12 protein-coding genes and 3 pseudogenes are annotated in these 14,124 nt (G+C 71.7%); 5 read left to right on the forward strand and 10 right to left on the reverse strand.

Translation table 11 applies throughout. From position 1 onward, the window contains the following. Window positions 1-416: 416 nt before the first annotated feature. Window positions 417-1,260: pseudogene (locus SLAV_RS01540) on the reverse strand (Orn/Lys/Arg family decarboxylase); the annotation flags it as partial. A gap of 506 nt (window positions 1,261-1,766) precedes the next feature. Between SLAV_RS01540 and SLAV_RS01545 the strand changes: the two are divergent. Together SLAV_RS01545 and SLAV_RS01550 are read left to right on the forward strand one after the other, a co-directional pair. Beyond that, window positions 1,767-2,117 carry a PRC-barrel domain-containing protein gene (locus tag SLAV_RS01545; protein WP_030226775.1) on the forward strand — a complete coding sequence of 117 codons (351 nt, stop codon included), beginning with the start codon at window positions 1,767-1,769 and terminating at the stop codon, window positions 2,115-2,117. A 302-nt stretch (window positions 2,118-2,419) separates the two neighbouring features. Further along, window positions 2,420-2,695, forward strand: a complete 276-nt coding sequence (locus SLAV_RS01550; RefSeq protein WP_030226773.1) for an isoamylase early set domain-containing protein — start codon at window positions 2,420-2,422, stop codon at window positions 2,693-2,695. Here the strand turns inward: SLAV_RS01550 and SLAV_RS01555 are convergent. Beyond that, window positions 2,662-3,000: a DUF5133 domain-containing protein gene (locus SLAV_RS01555; protein WP_341869038.1), complete on the reverse strand. Its 339-nt coding sequence runs from the start codon at window positions 2,998-3,000 to the stop codon at window positions 2,662-2,664. The two genes, SLAV_RS01550 and SLAV_RS01555, sit on opposite strands and share 34 nt — an antisense overlap. Before the next feature lie 526 nt (window positions 3,001-3,526). Here SLAV_RS01555 and SLAV_RS01560 point away from each other — a divergent pair. After that, window positions 3,527-4,435 (forward strand): alpha/beta fold hydrolase, encoded by a 909-nt coding sequence (locus tag SLAV_RS01560; RefSeq protein WP_244225228.1) that lies wholly within the window; start codon window positions 3,527-3,529, stop codon window positions 4,433-4,435. A gap of 237 nt (window positions 4,436-4,672) precedes the next feature. Here SLAV_RS01560 and SLAV_RS01565 read toward each other — a convergent pair whose 3' ends face one another. Both SLAV_RS01565 and SLAV_RS01570 read right to left on the reverse strand, forming a co-directional pair. Next, entirely contained in the window at window positions 4,673-5,182 is a 510-nt protein-coding gene (locus tag SLAV_RS01565; protein ID WP_030226769.1) for a hypothetical protein, read from the reverse strand. Between the two features lie 260 nt (window positions 5,183-5,442). Beyond that, window positions 5,443-6,426: an aldo/keto reductase gene (locus tag SLAV_RS01570; RefSeq protein WP_030226766.1), complete on the reverse strand. Its 984-nt coding sequence runs from the start codon at window positions 6,424-6,426 to the stop codon at window positions 5,443-5,445. 122 nt (window positions 6,427-6,548) lie between these two features. Here SLAV_RS01570 and SLAV_RS01575 point away from each other — a divergent pair, with 122 nt between their 5' ends. Both SLAV_RS01575 and SLAV_RS01580 read left to right on the forward strand, forming a co-directional pair. Next, window positions 6,549-7,130 carry a TetR family transcriptional regulator gene (locus SLAV_RS01575; protein ID WP_030226765.1) on the forward strand — a complete coding sequence of 194 codons (582 nt, stop codon included), beginning with the start codon at window positions 6,549-6,551 and terminating at the stop codon, window positions 7,128-7,130. Between the two features lie 79 nt (window positions 7,131-7,209). After that, entirely contained in the window at window positions 7,210-8,427 is a 1,218-nt protein-coding gene (locus SLAV_RS01580) for an FUSC family protein (RefSeq protein ID WP_051840417.1), read from the forward strand. 471 nt (window positions 8,428-8,898) lie between these two features. Here SLAV_RS01580 and SLAV_RS01585 read toward each other — a convergent pair whose 3' ends face one another. The 6 genes and pseudogenes from SLAV_RS01585 to SLAV_RS01615 all read right to left on the reverse strand — a co-directional run. Continuing rightward, window positions 8,899-9,351: a hypothetical protein gene (locus SLAV_RS01585; RefSeq protein ID WP_030226762.1), complete on the reverse strand. Its 453-nt coding sequence runs from the start codon at window positions 9,349-9,351 to the stop codon at window positions 8,899-8,901. A gap of 158 nt (window positions 9,352-9,509) precedes the next feature. After that, window positions 9,510-9,941, reverse strand: a complete 432-nt coding sequence (locus SLAV_RS01590; protein ID WP_037686428.1) for an ATP-binding protein — start codon at window positions 9,939-9,941, stop codon at window positions 9,510-9,512. Window positions 9,942-10,403: 462 nt separating this feature from the next. Further along, the gene (locus SLAV_RS42055) at window positions 10,404-10,628 is read right to left on the reverse strand and encodes a GNAT family N-acetyltransferase (protein WP_234333453.1); all 225 of its coding nucleotides are present in this window, start codon (window positions 10,626-10,628) and stop codon (window positions 10,404-10,406) included. Beyond that, window positions 10,603-12,374, reverse strand: a pseudogene (locus SLAV_RS43540) (nSTAND1 domain-containing NTPase). Before SLAV_RS43540 ends, SLAV_RS42055 begins: the two are co-directional and overlap by 26 nt. A 555-nt stretch (window positions 12,375-12,929) precedes the next feature. After that, the gene (locus SLAV_RS43545; protein ID WP_425276231.1) at window positions 12,930-13,199 is read right to left on the reverse strand and encodes a DUF7489 domain-containing protein; all 270 of its coding nucleotides are present in this window, start codon (window positions 13,197-13,199) and stop codon (window positions 12,930-12,932) included. A gap of 114 nt (window positions 13,200-13,313) precedes the next feature. After that, window positions 13,314-13,619 (reverse strand): annotated as a pseudogene (locus SLAV_RS01615) (IS110 family transposase); the annotation flags it as partial. Window positions 13,620-14,124: the final 505 nt, after the last annotated feature.

Consider the following 14,124-nt stretch of genomic DNA (forward strand, 5'->3'; position numbering starts at 1 on the left):
CTACGGATCACGAGTACCCGGATCGGTCGCGTCGAGGGCGGGACCTACGGCCGGCGGCCGGGCGGGCCCGGCCGCTCCGACGGTGGTTTGGGCGCGGGCTCGTCAGGGCGCGGTGAGAGCATCGGCGAGCCGGGCGAACGCGGTGCGCCGCCGGTCGGTCCGGCATCCCGCCCGGCGTGGTGAGCCCACCCGGGCACTCGGCCGGCGGGCGTCACCCCGGGTGCCGGGCACGCCGGGGTGTCGTCATAGGCTCTGGGCGGGGAGGACCACCAGCACGTACGGCGGGTTCACCACGATCGGGTCGAAGCGTCGGCCGACGGTACGCCCTGAAGTCGCCGTGCAGGACGCGCGGGGGAAGCCGATGGAGCAGGGCGTTCACGCACGCCGATACGACGGCCGGCCAGGAGACGTCGACCACGCTCGCCGGGCAGGGCTGCCGGGATACCCGGCGGGTACGGGGCCGGCGTTTCGGCTGTGATCCGGCCGTCCGCCTTCTGCGAAGGCACCTGCTCCGTTCGGCCGAAGAAGGCAGCACGGGGCAGCGCCGCCTGCTCCGACCTCAGCGTCGCCGGCGGCGGGACTTCCACGGGCTGTCCCGTACGAAGCTCCGCGGCGTGCGCAGCCAGGTCGGTGAGGGCCGTCAGAAGCACCTCGGCCGTGTCGCTGTCGTCGGCGTGGGTGAGCGGTTGATGCGGTGCTCGTCCCGAAGTCGGTCGGCAGCGCGGTAGCCGGTGACCTCCCACGCGCTGATGCCGATGATGATCTGGAGGGGGTCCATGTCCGCCGCCCGGCCCGGCGCACAGAAGTCGTCGCGGCCGTGCACGTGCGTGCCGTCGATTCGGGAGATCCGCTCGCGGGTCTTTTGAGCGAGGGCGAGCGCGTGGCCGTAGAGGGCCCCGCCCTGCTGGACCATCTGGCGGCGCCCTCTACGGCCGTCCAGCGCCGCGACGAGCGACGCGGAGGTGGTGGTCCCCAGCAGTTCCTCACGGCTCTTGCGCACCTCCGATTGGACCAGGTCCGCCGGGAGGTGGAACACGGAACTCTGCCCAGGCCGGAGCCCATCTTGGGCACGGAGGTGACGCACACGTCGGCCCCGGCGTCCATGGCCCGGGTCGGTAGGTCCGGGTGGAAGGGCAGGTGGGCGCCCCATGCCTCGGCGACGATCAGGGGCCGGTGCCGGCGGTGGCAGACCTCCGCGATGGCGGCCAGGTCCGAGCAAGTGCCGTAGGGCGTGGGTGTGGTCACCAGCGCCCCGCGGGCTCCCTGCGTATGACCGCGCATCCCGCGTACCGTCCAGCCCTCACCGCGGGCCCGGGCCGCGTTCCACGTCCGGCACACGGCGGGACGTCATCCCCCGGGCTCCCTCACCGTCTTCTTGACGCCCGCCCAGGAGATCGACCACCTGATCCAGAACTTTGCCGAAGTCCTTCCACGGCCCCCTCCGGGTCACACTGTCGGCGGAAGGGCCCGTACCACTCAGGCTCGACGACGCGGTCGGCGTCATGGGCCGCCTCGCTGTCCTGGTCGGCCCTCGTGCAGGCCGGTCGCACGCGCCGCGGGCGGCGTACGGAGGGTCTTCCCCGGTATCGGGGGTCCATGCGATCACCACGGTCCCGCCCCCCGGCCGGGCGACCGGGACCCGGCAACCGCGGGGCCGTTGGGATGACAGTCGCGTGGCGCCCGACGTAGAACCCGTCACAGGTCTGCCCGAGCGGGCAGGGATGGTGCGCTTCCCGTCCGGTCCCAGCAGCAAAATGGAGCATCCCGTGAGTGCAGACATGTGGAGCTACAACTCCGAGTCGAACTACACGCCGGGCACCCGCCTGATCGGCTTCAAGGTCGAAGCCAGTGACGGCCATATCGGCAAGGTCGACGAGCACACCGAGGACGTCGACGCCTCGTACATCGTCGTGGACACCGGACCGTGGATCTTCGGTAAGCACGTCCTGATCCCTGCCGGCACCGTCGTCCGGGTCGACGTGAACGACGAGAAGATCCACATCAACCTCACCAAGGACCAGATCAAGGACTCCCCCGAATACGACAGGGAAAAGCACCGCGGCGACGCCGCTTACCGCGGTCGGCTCGACCAGTACTACGACCAAGACCACAGCTGACCCCGGCCGGTCGCCGACTTCTGCTGCGGCTCCCGCTCCGCAGGAGAGCCGCAGCACCCGTGCCGGACCGGGGGCGGGTGGCCTAGGGGGTTCGTGCAGGCGGATGCACGCGGCCGCGCCCGAGCAGGCGGGGGCGCGGGGCAGCGCCTTCAGGACGCCGACCGCAGGCCTGGCGGCGGGCAGCGCGCGCGGCCACCCGGGTGACCTGCGCCCGGCCCACGGCCCCGTACCGCCATGCACACGCGCGGCAACGCAAGGATGCACGGGCCGGTTCCCCCCTTTCTCGTGACTGGAGTCTTTCAGTGCTCGAACGCAAGCAGCTCAAGGGCCGTACCCAGGTCACTTTCATCCTTCCCGAGGACGCTCCGGGCGGACCCGTCAGCGTCGTCGGAGACTTCAACCAATGGAACCCCGCCGCCCACCCCTTGGCACCCCGCGGAGACGGAACCCGCGCCGCAATCGTCGTCCTCCCCGCGAAGAGCGCTCATTCCTTCCGCTACCTCGCGGTCGGCGACCACTGGTTCGACGACGAACAGGCCGACAGTCACGACGGCGTCAACGGCCGCCTGCACACCTGACCTTCGGCAACCGGCCCGACCGGGGCCGGTACGGCACGGGTGGACCGTCCCGCCGCACCGTTCAAGGTCCGACCTCCTCGTGCCGTCGCCCCGTCACCCGGTTCACCGGGCCATCCGCTACGCAGCCGCTCCCGCGCCGCGGCCAGCGCGGCTTCGATGTCACGCGTCCCGGTCGACACGCACAGCGTGTAGACCACATCCTCCATCTGCTGCCGCACCGGTCCGTGGGGGCCTGCGGCCCGGAGCTCCGACTCCATCTCGTACTCCTCCACCAGACGTGCCAGCAAAGCGGGGTGAGTCATCATCACGATCTCGCTCCTTCACAAGCGTCGCCGTCGCGGGCGGCCGGCTGCCCCCGACGCGTCGCCTGCCCGGGCTCGGGCATCCCATGCGCCACGGGCGTCGCTGCAATTCCCCTGCGGCCCACACGGTCGCGGTGGGTGGGTGGGAGGGTGGGAGGGTTGCGGCCGGCGCTCCTTAAGCTGTCGCTCCCTCTGCGCCAGGATCGGCCGGCGGGAGCCCGGCCAAGGCTGCGGGCCGCCGGGTCGGCTGCGGGACGGCACCGAGCCCTACCCGCCCATGGCCGGGAGGGAACAGATCAAGGACGCTCCCGAGTTCCACCGCGACAAGCACCTCGGCGACCCGTCCAGGTAGCGCTCCAGGTAGGCCTTCTCGCGGGTGTAGGCGGCCCCCGGACGACCGTGGGCGGGCCAGGACTCGTCGACGGGGCGTGCCGACGTCCCCACTCCCCGGCGCGCCGGGGCGGCCTTCGCCCGGGGCCGGGCGGATGCGCGATGGGCCCGGTGAGGCGAGGTGACGATGGCTGAACGCATGGTTGACGTGGATGGTGCCGAACTGTGCACCGAGACCTTCGGAGACCGGTCGGACCCTCCGGTCCTGCTCATCATGGGCACCGGCGCTTCAATGCTCTGGTGGGAGGAGGGCTTCTGCCGGATGCTCGCCGAGGGCGGGCGGTTCGTGATCCGCTACGACCACCGCGACACCGGTCGATCGGTCACCCGCAAGCGCGGCAGCTCCGGATACACCGGCTTGGATCTGGCCGGCGACGCCGTCGGTGTGCTCGACGCCTACGGGATCCCGGCCGCACACGTGGTGGGCGTCTCCGCCGGTGGGGCGCTCGCCCAGCTGATCGCACTCGGCCGCCCCGACCGGATCCTCTCGCTCGTTCTGATCAGCACGTCCCGCGCCGTGCCCGGCGACCGGGAGCTGCCCCCGCCGACCGAGGAATTCATGCGCTTCGCATCGTCCGCGGAGGCCGATTGGTCGCACACCGCCTCGGTGATCGATTACCTGGTCGAGTACGCGCGCGTGCTCGCGGGAAGCCGGCGACAGTTCGACGAGACCGCCGTTCGCGACCTCGTCCGTCGGGACGTCGAGCGTGCCCACCGCTTCGCCGCGGTGCGGAACCACGACTCACTGCCCGAGGGCGAGCGACCCCGGCGGCCCCTGTCGTCGATCTCCGTGCCCACGCTGGTGATCCACGGGACGGCGGACCCGATGTTTCCCTTCGGGCACGGCGAGGCGCTCTCCGAAGCGATCCCCGGCGCCGGGCTGTTGGCGCTGGAAGGTGCGGGCCACGGGGTCGACCGGGCCGACTGGGAGACGATCGTCCGCGCGATCATCGCGCACACCGCTGTGGACGGCCCTGTCCGCGCGCCTCGCCGGAACGCGGGTCCGCGACGCACGGATGTGGGGTGCGACCCGGACACGGGTGCTTGAGGGCCGTACACCGGGCGCGCGGTAGGTCACCGCTTCGTCATGACCGGGGGCCTCGTCGGCCTCGGCCACGCGGTGCAGACGCGCACGGCTGCCGCGCCGTACGGGCCCGGGGATTCGGGCTGCCGGCGACACGGAGTCGGCTGGGGTGGGCCGGGCCCCGAGCGAGGCCTGGTGGATCCGCCCCGGGGGCCGGGGGTGGCCGACGCCCGCGCCGTCGGCCACCGTTGCCGTCCGGGCTCAGCAGCCTCCGCAGTTGTAGTAGAGGACGTCCCAGTGGTTGCCCTCGTCCGCGTAGACGTTGCCCGAGCCGGACTGCCACATGGGAGCTCCGTCGCCGCGGAGGCCGATGTAGGAGAAGGTGTTCTTGACGTAGCTGGTGAGGCACGAGGCCTTCGCGTAGTCGAGCTTGTAGCCGTTCCAGTGGGAGTACGTGCCGCTCGCGTGGCCGGTCTCGGTGCCGCCGGTGATGGTCAGGGCGCAGCCGGTGGCGCTCTTCAGCGTCTGGGCGCCCTGGGCCGTGGCGAGGTTGAGCTGGTCGAAGGACGTGCAGGTCGGGTTGTTGCGGTCCGAGCAGTTGCCCGACGAGGACCATGCGATCCCGGCCTGGCGGAACATCGAGGTCGCCGTCGCATGGCTGATCTTGGTCGCCGCGTGCGCCTGCGTCGTGCCTGCCAATGCTCCGAAGCCCGGTACGAACAGCGCGCCGAGGACGAGTAGGAGTGCGGTGACGACGGATCGGGTCTTCACGTGGGAAGCCTCCTGCTGGGTGGACACGAGCGGTGGGGGCCGTGCCCGTGCGGGTCGGGCACCGCGATGGTGCCCGACCGGGCCGCCGTTGCGCCAGAGGGCCGCCTCCCGTGGAGTCCGGCCCTCCCCCCTCCCGGCCCTTCCCTGCCGCTACGGATGCCCGCGCCGCCCGGCCGCGGGCCCCGCCGCACGCCCCGCCGCGCGGGGCGGCCAGGTCCCTGAGGGCGCCTTCGTACGGCGCGGCAGGGCCGGGGTGTCCATCAGCCGTTGAGGTTGCGCATGTACTCCGCGGCGTAACGGTCGCCGGAGGCGATGCCGCGGGGGGCGACGGCTTCGATCGCGGCGATGTCCTCATCGGTGATCGTCACGCCGGTGGCGGCGATGTTCTCCTCCAGATAGCCGCGCCGCTTCGTCCCCGGGATCGGCACCGCGCCCCGACGCAGCACCCAGGCGAGGGCCAGCTGGGAGGGGGTGACCTTCTTGGCCTCCGCGAGGCGCCGGACGGCGTCGACGACCGCGAGGTTGCTGGCGAAGTTCTCCCCCTGGAAGCGGGGGTCCGTCCGGCGGAAGTCGTCCTCGGCGAAGTCGTCGGGGCTGGTGATGGCGCCGGACAGGAAGCCGCGGCCCAGCGGGGAGTAAGCGACCAGTCCGATGCCGAGTTCGTCGAGCGTGGCCTGCACGCCGTTGTCCTCCAGACCCCGCTCGAACAGGGAGTACTCGGTCTGCACGGCCGTCAGGGGGTGGACGGCGTGCGCGCGCCGGATGGTGGCGGCGGCGGCCTCGCTGATGCCGAGGTAGCGGACCTTGCCCGCCGTGACCAGCTCCGCCATGGCGCCGATGCTCTCCTCGATCGGCACGTCCGGGTCGACGCGGTGCAGGTAGTACAGGTCGATGTGGTCGGTGCCCAGGTGGCGCAGCGAGCGGTCGGCGGCACGGTGGATGTAGGAGCGGCGGCCGTTGTGGCCCCGGACGGCGCCGTCGTCGTCGATCTCGATGCCGGTCTTGGTGGCGATGACCACCTGGTCGCGGCGACCGGCGATGGCCTTGCCGACCAGCTGCTCGTTGACGAAGGGGCCGTAGCCCTCGGCGGTGTCCAGCAGGGTGACGCCCAGCTCCAGCGCACGGTCGATGGTGGCGAGCGATTCGGTTTCGTCGGTGGCCCCGTAGAAGGCGCTCATGCCCATGCAGCCGAGGCCTTCGGCGCCGACCTGCAGACCCTGGGAGCCGAGTGCACGCAGTTCCATGGTGTTCTCCTTGAGGGGAAGTGACGGGTCCAGCCAGGAAGTAACTAACTGGTTATCTACACGATGCACGAGCCCCGGCCTTCATGTCAATAACCAGATAGTTACTTGCTAGCCTGGGGGTCATGGCACGTGATTCCAGCGCAACGAAGGCCCGTATCCTCGCGGCCGCCTTCGACGAGTTCGCCGAGTACGGTATCGCCGGGGCCCGGGTCGACCGCATCGCCGACGCGGCCGGGGCGAACAAGCGGATGATCTACGTCTACTACGGCAACAAGGAAGGCCTGTTCGACCAGGTGCTCCGCCAGGCCGTGGAGCAGGGCGCGGAATCGGTCCCCTTCGACGCGGGGAACCTGCCCCGCTACGCCGGCGCCATTTTCGACCACCTCGCGGCCGACCCGCGGCTCGTGCGGCTGATGATGTGGAAGCGACTGGAGCGCCCGGAGGCCACCGCCCTGGAGGCGGAGGCGTACGCACGCAAGGCGGCCTCCCTGGCCGCGGCCCAGCGCGACGGGCGGGTCGACCCCACACACGACCCTGCCGACCTGCTCATCCTGGTCCTCGGCCTGGCTCAGGCCTGGTACACCACGACCAGTGGTGGCGGGAGCACCGAAGAGCACCGCTCCGGCCACCGCGCGGCCGTGGTCGACGCCGTTGCCCGCCTGGTCGAGGCGCGCGACCGCGCCCCGGGCAACCCGGCCGCCTGACACGGGGGCAACCCGCCCGGGCGGGGAGCCGGCGCCCTCGGGGTGTGATCGCGGCCGCCGACGGGGAACAGGCGAGGGTATGCCGCACGTCGCACATACCCCCGCCCCTCCACTCCCCCGCCTCCTGCGTCAGCTGCTGTCCAGGTGGCGGGACCCCGTAGTCGTGCAGAGCGTACGGTCCACCGGGGCCGCGGTGGTGTCGTACGTCATCGCGCTCCGGCTCAGCGACGAGCCCGCTCCGCTGACGGCCCCGCTCACAGCCCTCCTGGTGGTCCAGGTCACCCTGTACTCCACGCTCACCACCGGGGTGCGCCGGGTGAACTCGGTCGTGGCCGGGGTCCTGGTCGCGATCGGCTTCAGCGCGCTCGTGGGCCTGACCTGGTGGAGCCTGGGGCTCGTCATCCTGGCCTCACTGGTGGTCGGGCACCTGGTCCGGGTGGACGAGTTCGTCCCGGAGGTGGCCATCAGCGCGATGCTGGTCCTCGGCGTCACCCGGGTGGCCGACACCGCCTGGGACAGAGTGCTGGAGACGCTGATCGGCGCAGTGGTCGGACTGGCCTTCAACCTGCTGTTCGCCCCGCCCGTCTGGGTGGAACCCGCCAGCCGGGCGATCGACGACCTCGCGGCCCGCATGGCCACGCTGATGACCGCAATGGCCGACGGGCTCACCGGGCACGCCACCGTCGCAGGAGCCGTGACCCAGCTGCACGAGGCACGCCGGCTCGACAACGACATCGCCGGGGTCGACGCCGCACTGCGCCAGGCGGAGGACAGCCTGCGCATGAACCCCCGCGTACGGGAAGGGCTGATGTTCCGGCTGGTCCTGCGCACGGGCCTGGACACCCTGGAGATCTGCGCCGTCGTACTGCGCGTCTCGGCCCGGGCGCTCACGGACCTGGCGAAGGCGCGCGAGGACGAGCCGCTGTTCTCACCGGCGGTGACCCGGGCCCTTCGGGACCTGTTCGGGCACATGGCGCTGGCCGTCCACAGCTTCTCCCGGCTGATCACTGCACAAGTCACCACGAACGCCGAGGAGCAGGAGGAACGGCTCACGCGGGAGCTGGGCATGGCACGGGAATCCCGGGACCTGCTGGCGAGCCTGCTGCTGGAGCAGCTGCGCACCGCGCCCGCGCAATGGCAGCTGCACGGCGCCCTGCTCGCCGATGTGGACCGCGTGCTGGACGAACTCGACGTGGACAAGCGGTCCCACCGGCTCATGGAGGAACTGGACCGCCACTCCCGGCTCCGGCGAGGGCGCGGCGGCCGGCTCCCCGGTGTGCTGCGCCGCCGCGGGTGACCCGAGCCGCATCCCGCCGACGCCACACGCCTGGCGCTGCCCCGCCCCACCGGCCCCTTCGCCGTCGGCCGGGATACCCTCCACCTCGTCGACGGCAACCGCAAGGACCCCTGGGTCCCGGCCGCCGACCGCGAGCTGATGGTGTCCCTCTACTACCCCGCCATCGCGGACACCGGCATCCCGGCCCCGTACGCGCCCCTCGGCGAGGCCCGCGCGCTGCTCACCTACCGGGGTGAGCTCTCCCGCCACACCAACGCCGAACAGGTGGCCGCCGTCCGCACCCACGCCCGTGAGGGCGCGCTGCCGCGTACCGGGCACGGACGCTACCCGCTGATCGTCCTCTCGCCCGGGTTCACTCCGCCCTGCTCCTCGGCCGACTCCGCTTCCCGAACGGCCCGGGCGTCAAAACGGCGCACACGCCGTCGGGAACTCCGCCGACGTGTGCGCCGCAGCACCTTGGCACAGGCCTGCTCAGCAGGCGATCGTGACCTCGTGGACGACCGGCTTGGCCGGCCAGGGGAAGGAGGCCACGCCGAAGGTGGCGCGCACGGTCGAACCGCACGGGACGATGCCGGCCGTACCGCGCACCTGAACGGCCGATGAGGCGAAGATGACCGACCTCGTCTGCGTGACGGGCGGGTTGGTCCCGACGACCTCGGTGGACAGAGTCGTGAAGAGCTCCTTCGGCGCGGGCGCCGGGCTGCCGGGCGAGGGCGGGCCGGCAAGTCCGACCGCGCCGTAGAACTCGACGGTGGTGCCGGTGACATCGGCGCACACCCTGGTGGCCAGACCTGCCTGAAGACCCGAACTCCCGCAGGAGGTGACGGTCTCGGCGGCAGCCGCGGGGGCGGCGGCGAAGGCGGGGCCAACCGAAAGGACGGTGAGGCCTGCGGCGCCGACCGCCAGAAGGGTCAAACGGTTCATCGGAATTCTCCTCGTCATCGGGGATCGCCGCCCGGGGCCCGCAGGCGGGTTCGTATGTCATGTGATATTTCACATGACATACGAATGGGAGATGGTCAGGAGTTGAACCGTTTCCGCCCGGGCCGTGACACCTTCACTGTGAGCGGCTGACGCCTCGCTCACGACCCCCGGGCCTCGCGCGCGAGCGGGGAGGGCTCATCCGGCGGATGAAAGCAGGCCGTGATCGTCTTGCCGCCGTGGAAGGCGTGGGCGTCCCACCCGTCGGCGACGGCGTCGACGATGGCCAGGCCCCGGCCGGAGCTGGCCCGGGTGGAGGCCGGCCTGGGCGCGGGCAGCTCCGGGTCGTCGTCCGCCACGCTGACGTGCAGACAGCAGCCGTCCCAGGTCAGGACGAGCCGGGCACTGCTGTGGGCGTGTACGTGCGCATTGGTGACCAGCTCCGACACCGTGAGCAGGACGGAGTGGACGGTGTCGGGGGCGCCGCCGGTCCACGGCAGGGTCTCCAGATGTGCCAGACACCACCGACGGGCTTCACGGACACCCAGGCTGACGGGAAACGACCGGGCCCAACCCACCGCTCGTACCGGCACGTCCCCTCCTCACCCTCGCTCGACGCGATCGGGCATCAGCCGCGGCCGGCCCGGTGGCGGGGACGGTGCCCGTCCCCTCGGGTAACCAGCAGCAGGGCCAGCAGCATCGGTGCGATCAGCAGAACCATGATCCCCACGGCGATCAGTCTCCTCACGATCGGTACCTCTTCGACGTGTTCGACCTCTTCGCGTGTTTCCGCCGCGCCCCGGACGAAACCCCCGGCCGGCCGTCCGGCCCGGATTCGTGGTCCGGAGCGCTCAAGAACGTCAGGCGGTCACGGGGTGCGGTCGCGCGGACTCGTCGGCGAGCATGCCGATCATCACGACGTCGTGGTGCTGACCGGAGAGGTACACGAGCTCACGCAGTAGCGAAGCAGCAGGACCGCGGTTTCTGCCGCGTAGCCCTGCCGACGGTGCTCGGCACCGATCGTGACGCCGTACTCGAACCAGCCCGTACGCGTGTCAGCCCGGGGGAGCCGACGGCCCCGCCGTTTCCCGTGTGCCGACCGCTTCGACTGCCAGCTGGAGGCGGTCGGCATCGGGCGCGGCAGTCGCCTGTTCCTTGGCCCAGACGCGGTATCCCTCGGCGGACCGGGGCGGGCTGACCAGGTCCCCCAGGCCCTCCTCGTCCGCCGCGAAACCCATGAACGCCGTGGCGTCATCAGGCTCGATACCGCGCAGTTGCACCCGCTCGCCCACCCAAAACGATGTCATCCTGTATTGATCGTTCCGGGCGGGGGAATGTCACCGGCGCCAACCCCAGCAGTGGCGGCCGCTGCGGATCGCGCAGGTCCCACAACGCGACCTGGTGGTCCAGACCGCCCGCGGCGAGGGTATGCCCGTCCGGGCTGAGGACCACCGCCTGTACGACGCCACGGAACGCGAGGATCCGGGTCACGGCAGGCAGCGCCGAGGAGTCCATCAGCGCCTCCCGGGCCTCTGCCGTGGGAGCCGTACAGGACGCCACCAGACCGATTGGCGCGGAGAGGGCGAGGTCGCGGCCCCGCAGCCGTTCGGCGCACGCCGCCACCAGCCGGGACAGCGCGACGGCCTGCTGTCTCTCCGCGTCACGGCGCAGGAGCACGGCGCCACCGGTGAGCAGGCCCGGGAGGACGACCAGCAGCGAGAGCGGGACGAGGAGCCGGCGCAACCGCCGGGCGCCGCCGGCCCGGTCGGCGTCGATCCAGCCGCGCAGCCTCGGCCAGGCGGTGAGCAGTGCCTCGTGGGTGATCGTGGTGCCATCGCCGTCAAGCGTGACCAGGCGGCGGTCGACGAAGCGCTCCAGCACCGAGTACACCTCGCCGGCCCGGTCCAGGTGTCCTGTGGGCGGGGCAGCGGCATCGGCAGCGGCAGCAGCCCGCGCGCGTCGGGCACGCCGTCCCCCACCGCCACCATGCGCAGCAACAGCCGCCGCGCGAGTACGCACTCGGCCTCCGCCAGTCCCGGCGTAGACCTCTTCCGCCGTCTCGGAGACAGCCGCGGACATCCCGCCTCCCGCCCGGTAGTCCGCGATGGTCAGGGCGGTGCCGCGCCCGCGTCCCCAGGTAGACAGCAGCGTGTGCGACAGCAGGGCAGGGCCCCGGGGCCGGAGCCCCGTAGGTCGGCGAGGAGTACGTCGACGAACCCTTCGTCCAGGACGAGACCGGCCTTGGCGGCGGGGCCGCCGGCCACGGCACAGATCTCGTCCTCGCCGAGCGCGCCCACGACGGTCCGGCCCTTCTGCAGGGCTGTCGCGAGGGGGCGCTGGTCGAGCGCCTGGCCGTAGAAGTCCCCGCGCAGGCAGCCCGTGACGCGCACGTCGAGGGACGGGAGGTCCGCGCGGCACCGCAGGAACCGCTCCCGTCCAGCGGGGTCGGGGCATGCGGTGAACACCTCCTCCAGCTGGTCGACCGCCACGACGACGCGTACGCTCTCCCGCTGGGCCAACGTCTTCACGTGTGCGGCGAGTTCGACGGCATCGTCCGCCTCGTCCGCCCACTGCGCCCTGTGCACAGCGTTCCACTGTGCGGACAGGGCGGACGTCAAGGCGCCCATCGGATCGCGGCCGGGTGTGAGCTGCAACGGCAGGAAGCCGTACTCACCCCGGAGAACGGGCAGCACCTCTGCCCGCAGAAGGGAGGACTTCCCGGAACCTGAGGCCCCGACGAGCAGTTGGGGTACGTCGGCACCCTCGGAGAGGATCCGGTCCACGGCGACCGCCCGCAGGCGCTCCCGGCCGAAGACCAGTCGGCGTGGCGTTCCTCGAAGCCCGCGAGTCCCCGGTAGGGCGACACGCCTCCCGCGACGCGCAGAAGCCGGGACCGTCTCATCTCGGCGAGCCGTTCCAGCCGGCGCTCGATCTCGGCCGCGTCGGTCACCCCGCAGACGTGCAGCACCCGGCGAAACAGGGGCAGGGACCCATCGACGGCAGGTTCTGGCCGGCGAGCCAGCCACCCATGATGCTGTGTGCGCCCGGCGCGTCGACGCGTGCGGCGACGGCCCGGACGGTCAGGTCGGCCTTCCCCCGCAGACGCGTCAGGTCGGCCGCGAACTCCGCTCGCGATAAAGGGGGTTGGGAGAGGAAAAGGGGGTGGGGTCCATGGGGCCTCCGTGGTCCGATTCCGCTGCGGCGGTGATGCGGTGGACCACCCTTCCCGCGCCCATCCGGCCGCGTGGCCGAAACGCCTGGAAGCGGTCCCTTTCTGCGCCGCCCCACCGGCGTTTTCCGGCCACTCGCCATCGTCTCCACACCCTCAGGCGCCCCGCCACTTCCCGACGCCGTCCGCCGCTCCTGGGGCTCCCGGGCTCCTGGCTCCGCGAGCGAGTGGGCCCGCTCCGGGGCACCGTCAGCTGGTGCAGCGACGACCCGTGATTGCACCCTCGCGGCCGTCGTGGCCGCAGCCCTACTGGTTGCCCGGTGGGTCGCTGATGACAGCGGCCTCTCTGCGCCGGCGGGGGCCGGACCGGGCCCGGGTCGTCAGTACGGTGATCGCGCAGGGAGGCGCGGGATCATGACCGGAACGGTTCGGACTCGGGCCGCTTGGCGATCCGGTCGCCGACCGCCAGCGACTTCCACAGTCGGCGGCTGATCCGGACCTTCATCGATCGTCCATCGGCGAGGCGTACGTCGACGAAGTGGTACATGTTCGAGCCATCGAGCACGCCTCGCGACTTGGCGGAAACGACGCCCTCCCAGGCGCCATCAGGCCCATCTTTGTCTGCTTTCGTCATGCTCTGGAGTCTACGGAGCCGAGCAGGCGCTCCGGCAGGGCCGTCCATCCCGTCCGGGACCGTACGAATGTCATGCCGGGCTCCTGGTGCCCTCCCCCGGCTGCGGCTCACCCGGCACTGTGTTCCGCGACCGCCCGGTCCGGCGGACCGTCGGGGGTGCCCGGCCAGCAGTTCGCGCTGGTCAAAGACGATGGTGAGGGAGCCAGCCAGGCTCGGGACGATCAGCACGGCCGCCTCGGCGCCCGCAACGGTGACGGTGTGCGCTTCCAGAGCAGTGAAGATGCCTTCGACCAGCCGCTCGGCCATCCTCGGGGCCTTCGACCGTGACAGGGTGACCAGGCGGCGCCGTCCGGCCTTGCGGATCCGAGCGGGTGACCCGAACCGCTCCGGCAGGGGCAGGGCGGCCGGGTGCTGAGACCGCGGTCCCGGCACTCGCTCCGGAGACGGATGGGGGCGGGTCAGCAGGCCTGTATTGACCCGCAGCAAGTCCCCGCACACGCTCGACCTGCACCGCGGCCAGCTGCGGCAGCAGATCCCCCACCTCACGACACACAGCCAGCCTGCCACCGCCAACCAGCCGACGCCACCAACACGTTGCAGCGATCAACGCCTACGAAAATCTTGTAAGAGCCCTTCGATTGACAGACCCGTACACGGTGGTTCCGACGCTCCGGCTGGTGCTGCCGGCATCCGAGGACCGGCGCGATCCGGGTCTCCTCAAGACGGGTCACCACGCCCCGCGCGGTACTGCCCTCCCTCAGCAGGAACCGGACGCGTCGGATCTTGAGGGAGGCGACGACGCCGATCACCCACCCGGCGGCGGTGAAGACCGATGCGAAGAGCAAGAGGATCTGGGCAGCAGACACAGGGTCGTCTCGGTTCTGGAGCCGAAGAACTCCTTACAGCATGCCAGTGCGGCGATCTCCCCTGACGGCAGGCGCATGGCCGGGACGGCCCTCAGCGCAGCCCCGCC

Origin of the sequence: Streptomyces lavendulae subsp. lavendulae, from assembly GCF_002803845.1 — a bacterium.
Classification (GTDB): domain Bacteria; phylum Actinomycetota; class Actinomycetes; order Streptomycetales; family Streptomycetaceae; genus Streptomyces; species Streptomyces lavendulae.

What these genes read in the sequence shown, in the direction of transcription:
- SLAV_RS01570 (WP_030226766.1), bottom strand. Translation starts at nt 6,426, where the DNA reads ATGGAACTGCGTGCACTCGGCTCCCAGGGTCTGCAGGTCGGCGCCGAA.
- SLAV_RS01575 (WP_030226765.1), top strand. Translation starts at nt 6,549, where the DNA reads ATGGCACGTGATTCCAGCGCAACGAAGGCCCGTATCCTCGCGGCCGCC.
- SLAV_RS01560 (WP_244225228.1), top strand. Translation starts at nt 3,527, where the DNA reads ATGGTTGACGTGGATGGTGCCGAACTGTGCACCGAGACCTTCGGAGAC.
- SLAV_RS01555 (WP_341869038.1), bottom strand. Translation starts at nt 3,000, where the DNA reads ATGATGACTCACCCCGCTTTGCTGGCACGTCTGGTGGAGGAGTACGAG.
- SLAV_RS01585 (WP_030226762.1), bottom strand. Translation starts at nt 9,351, where the DNA reads ATGAACCGTTTGACCCTTCTGGCGGTCGGCGCCGCAGGCCTCACCGTC.
- SLAV_RS43545 (WP_425276231.1), bottom strand. Translation starts at nt 13,199, where the DNA reads ATGGACGGCCCTGCCGGAGCGCCTGCTCGGCTCCGTAGACTCCAGAGC.
- SLAV_RS01580 (WP_051840417.1), top strand. Translation starts at nt 7,210, where the DNA reads ATGCCGCACGTCGCACATACCCCCGCCCCTCCACTCCCCCGCCTCCTG.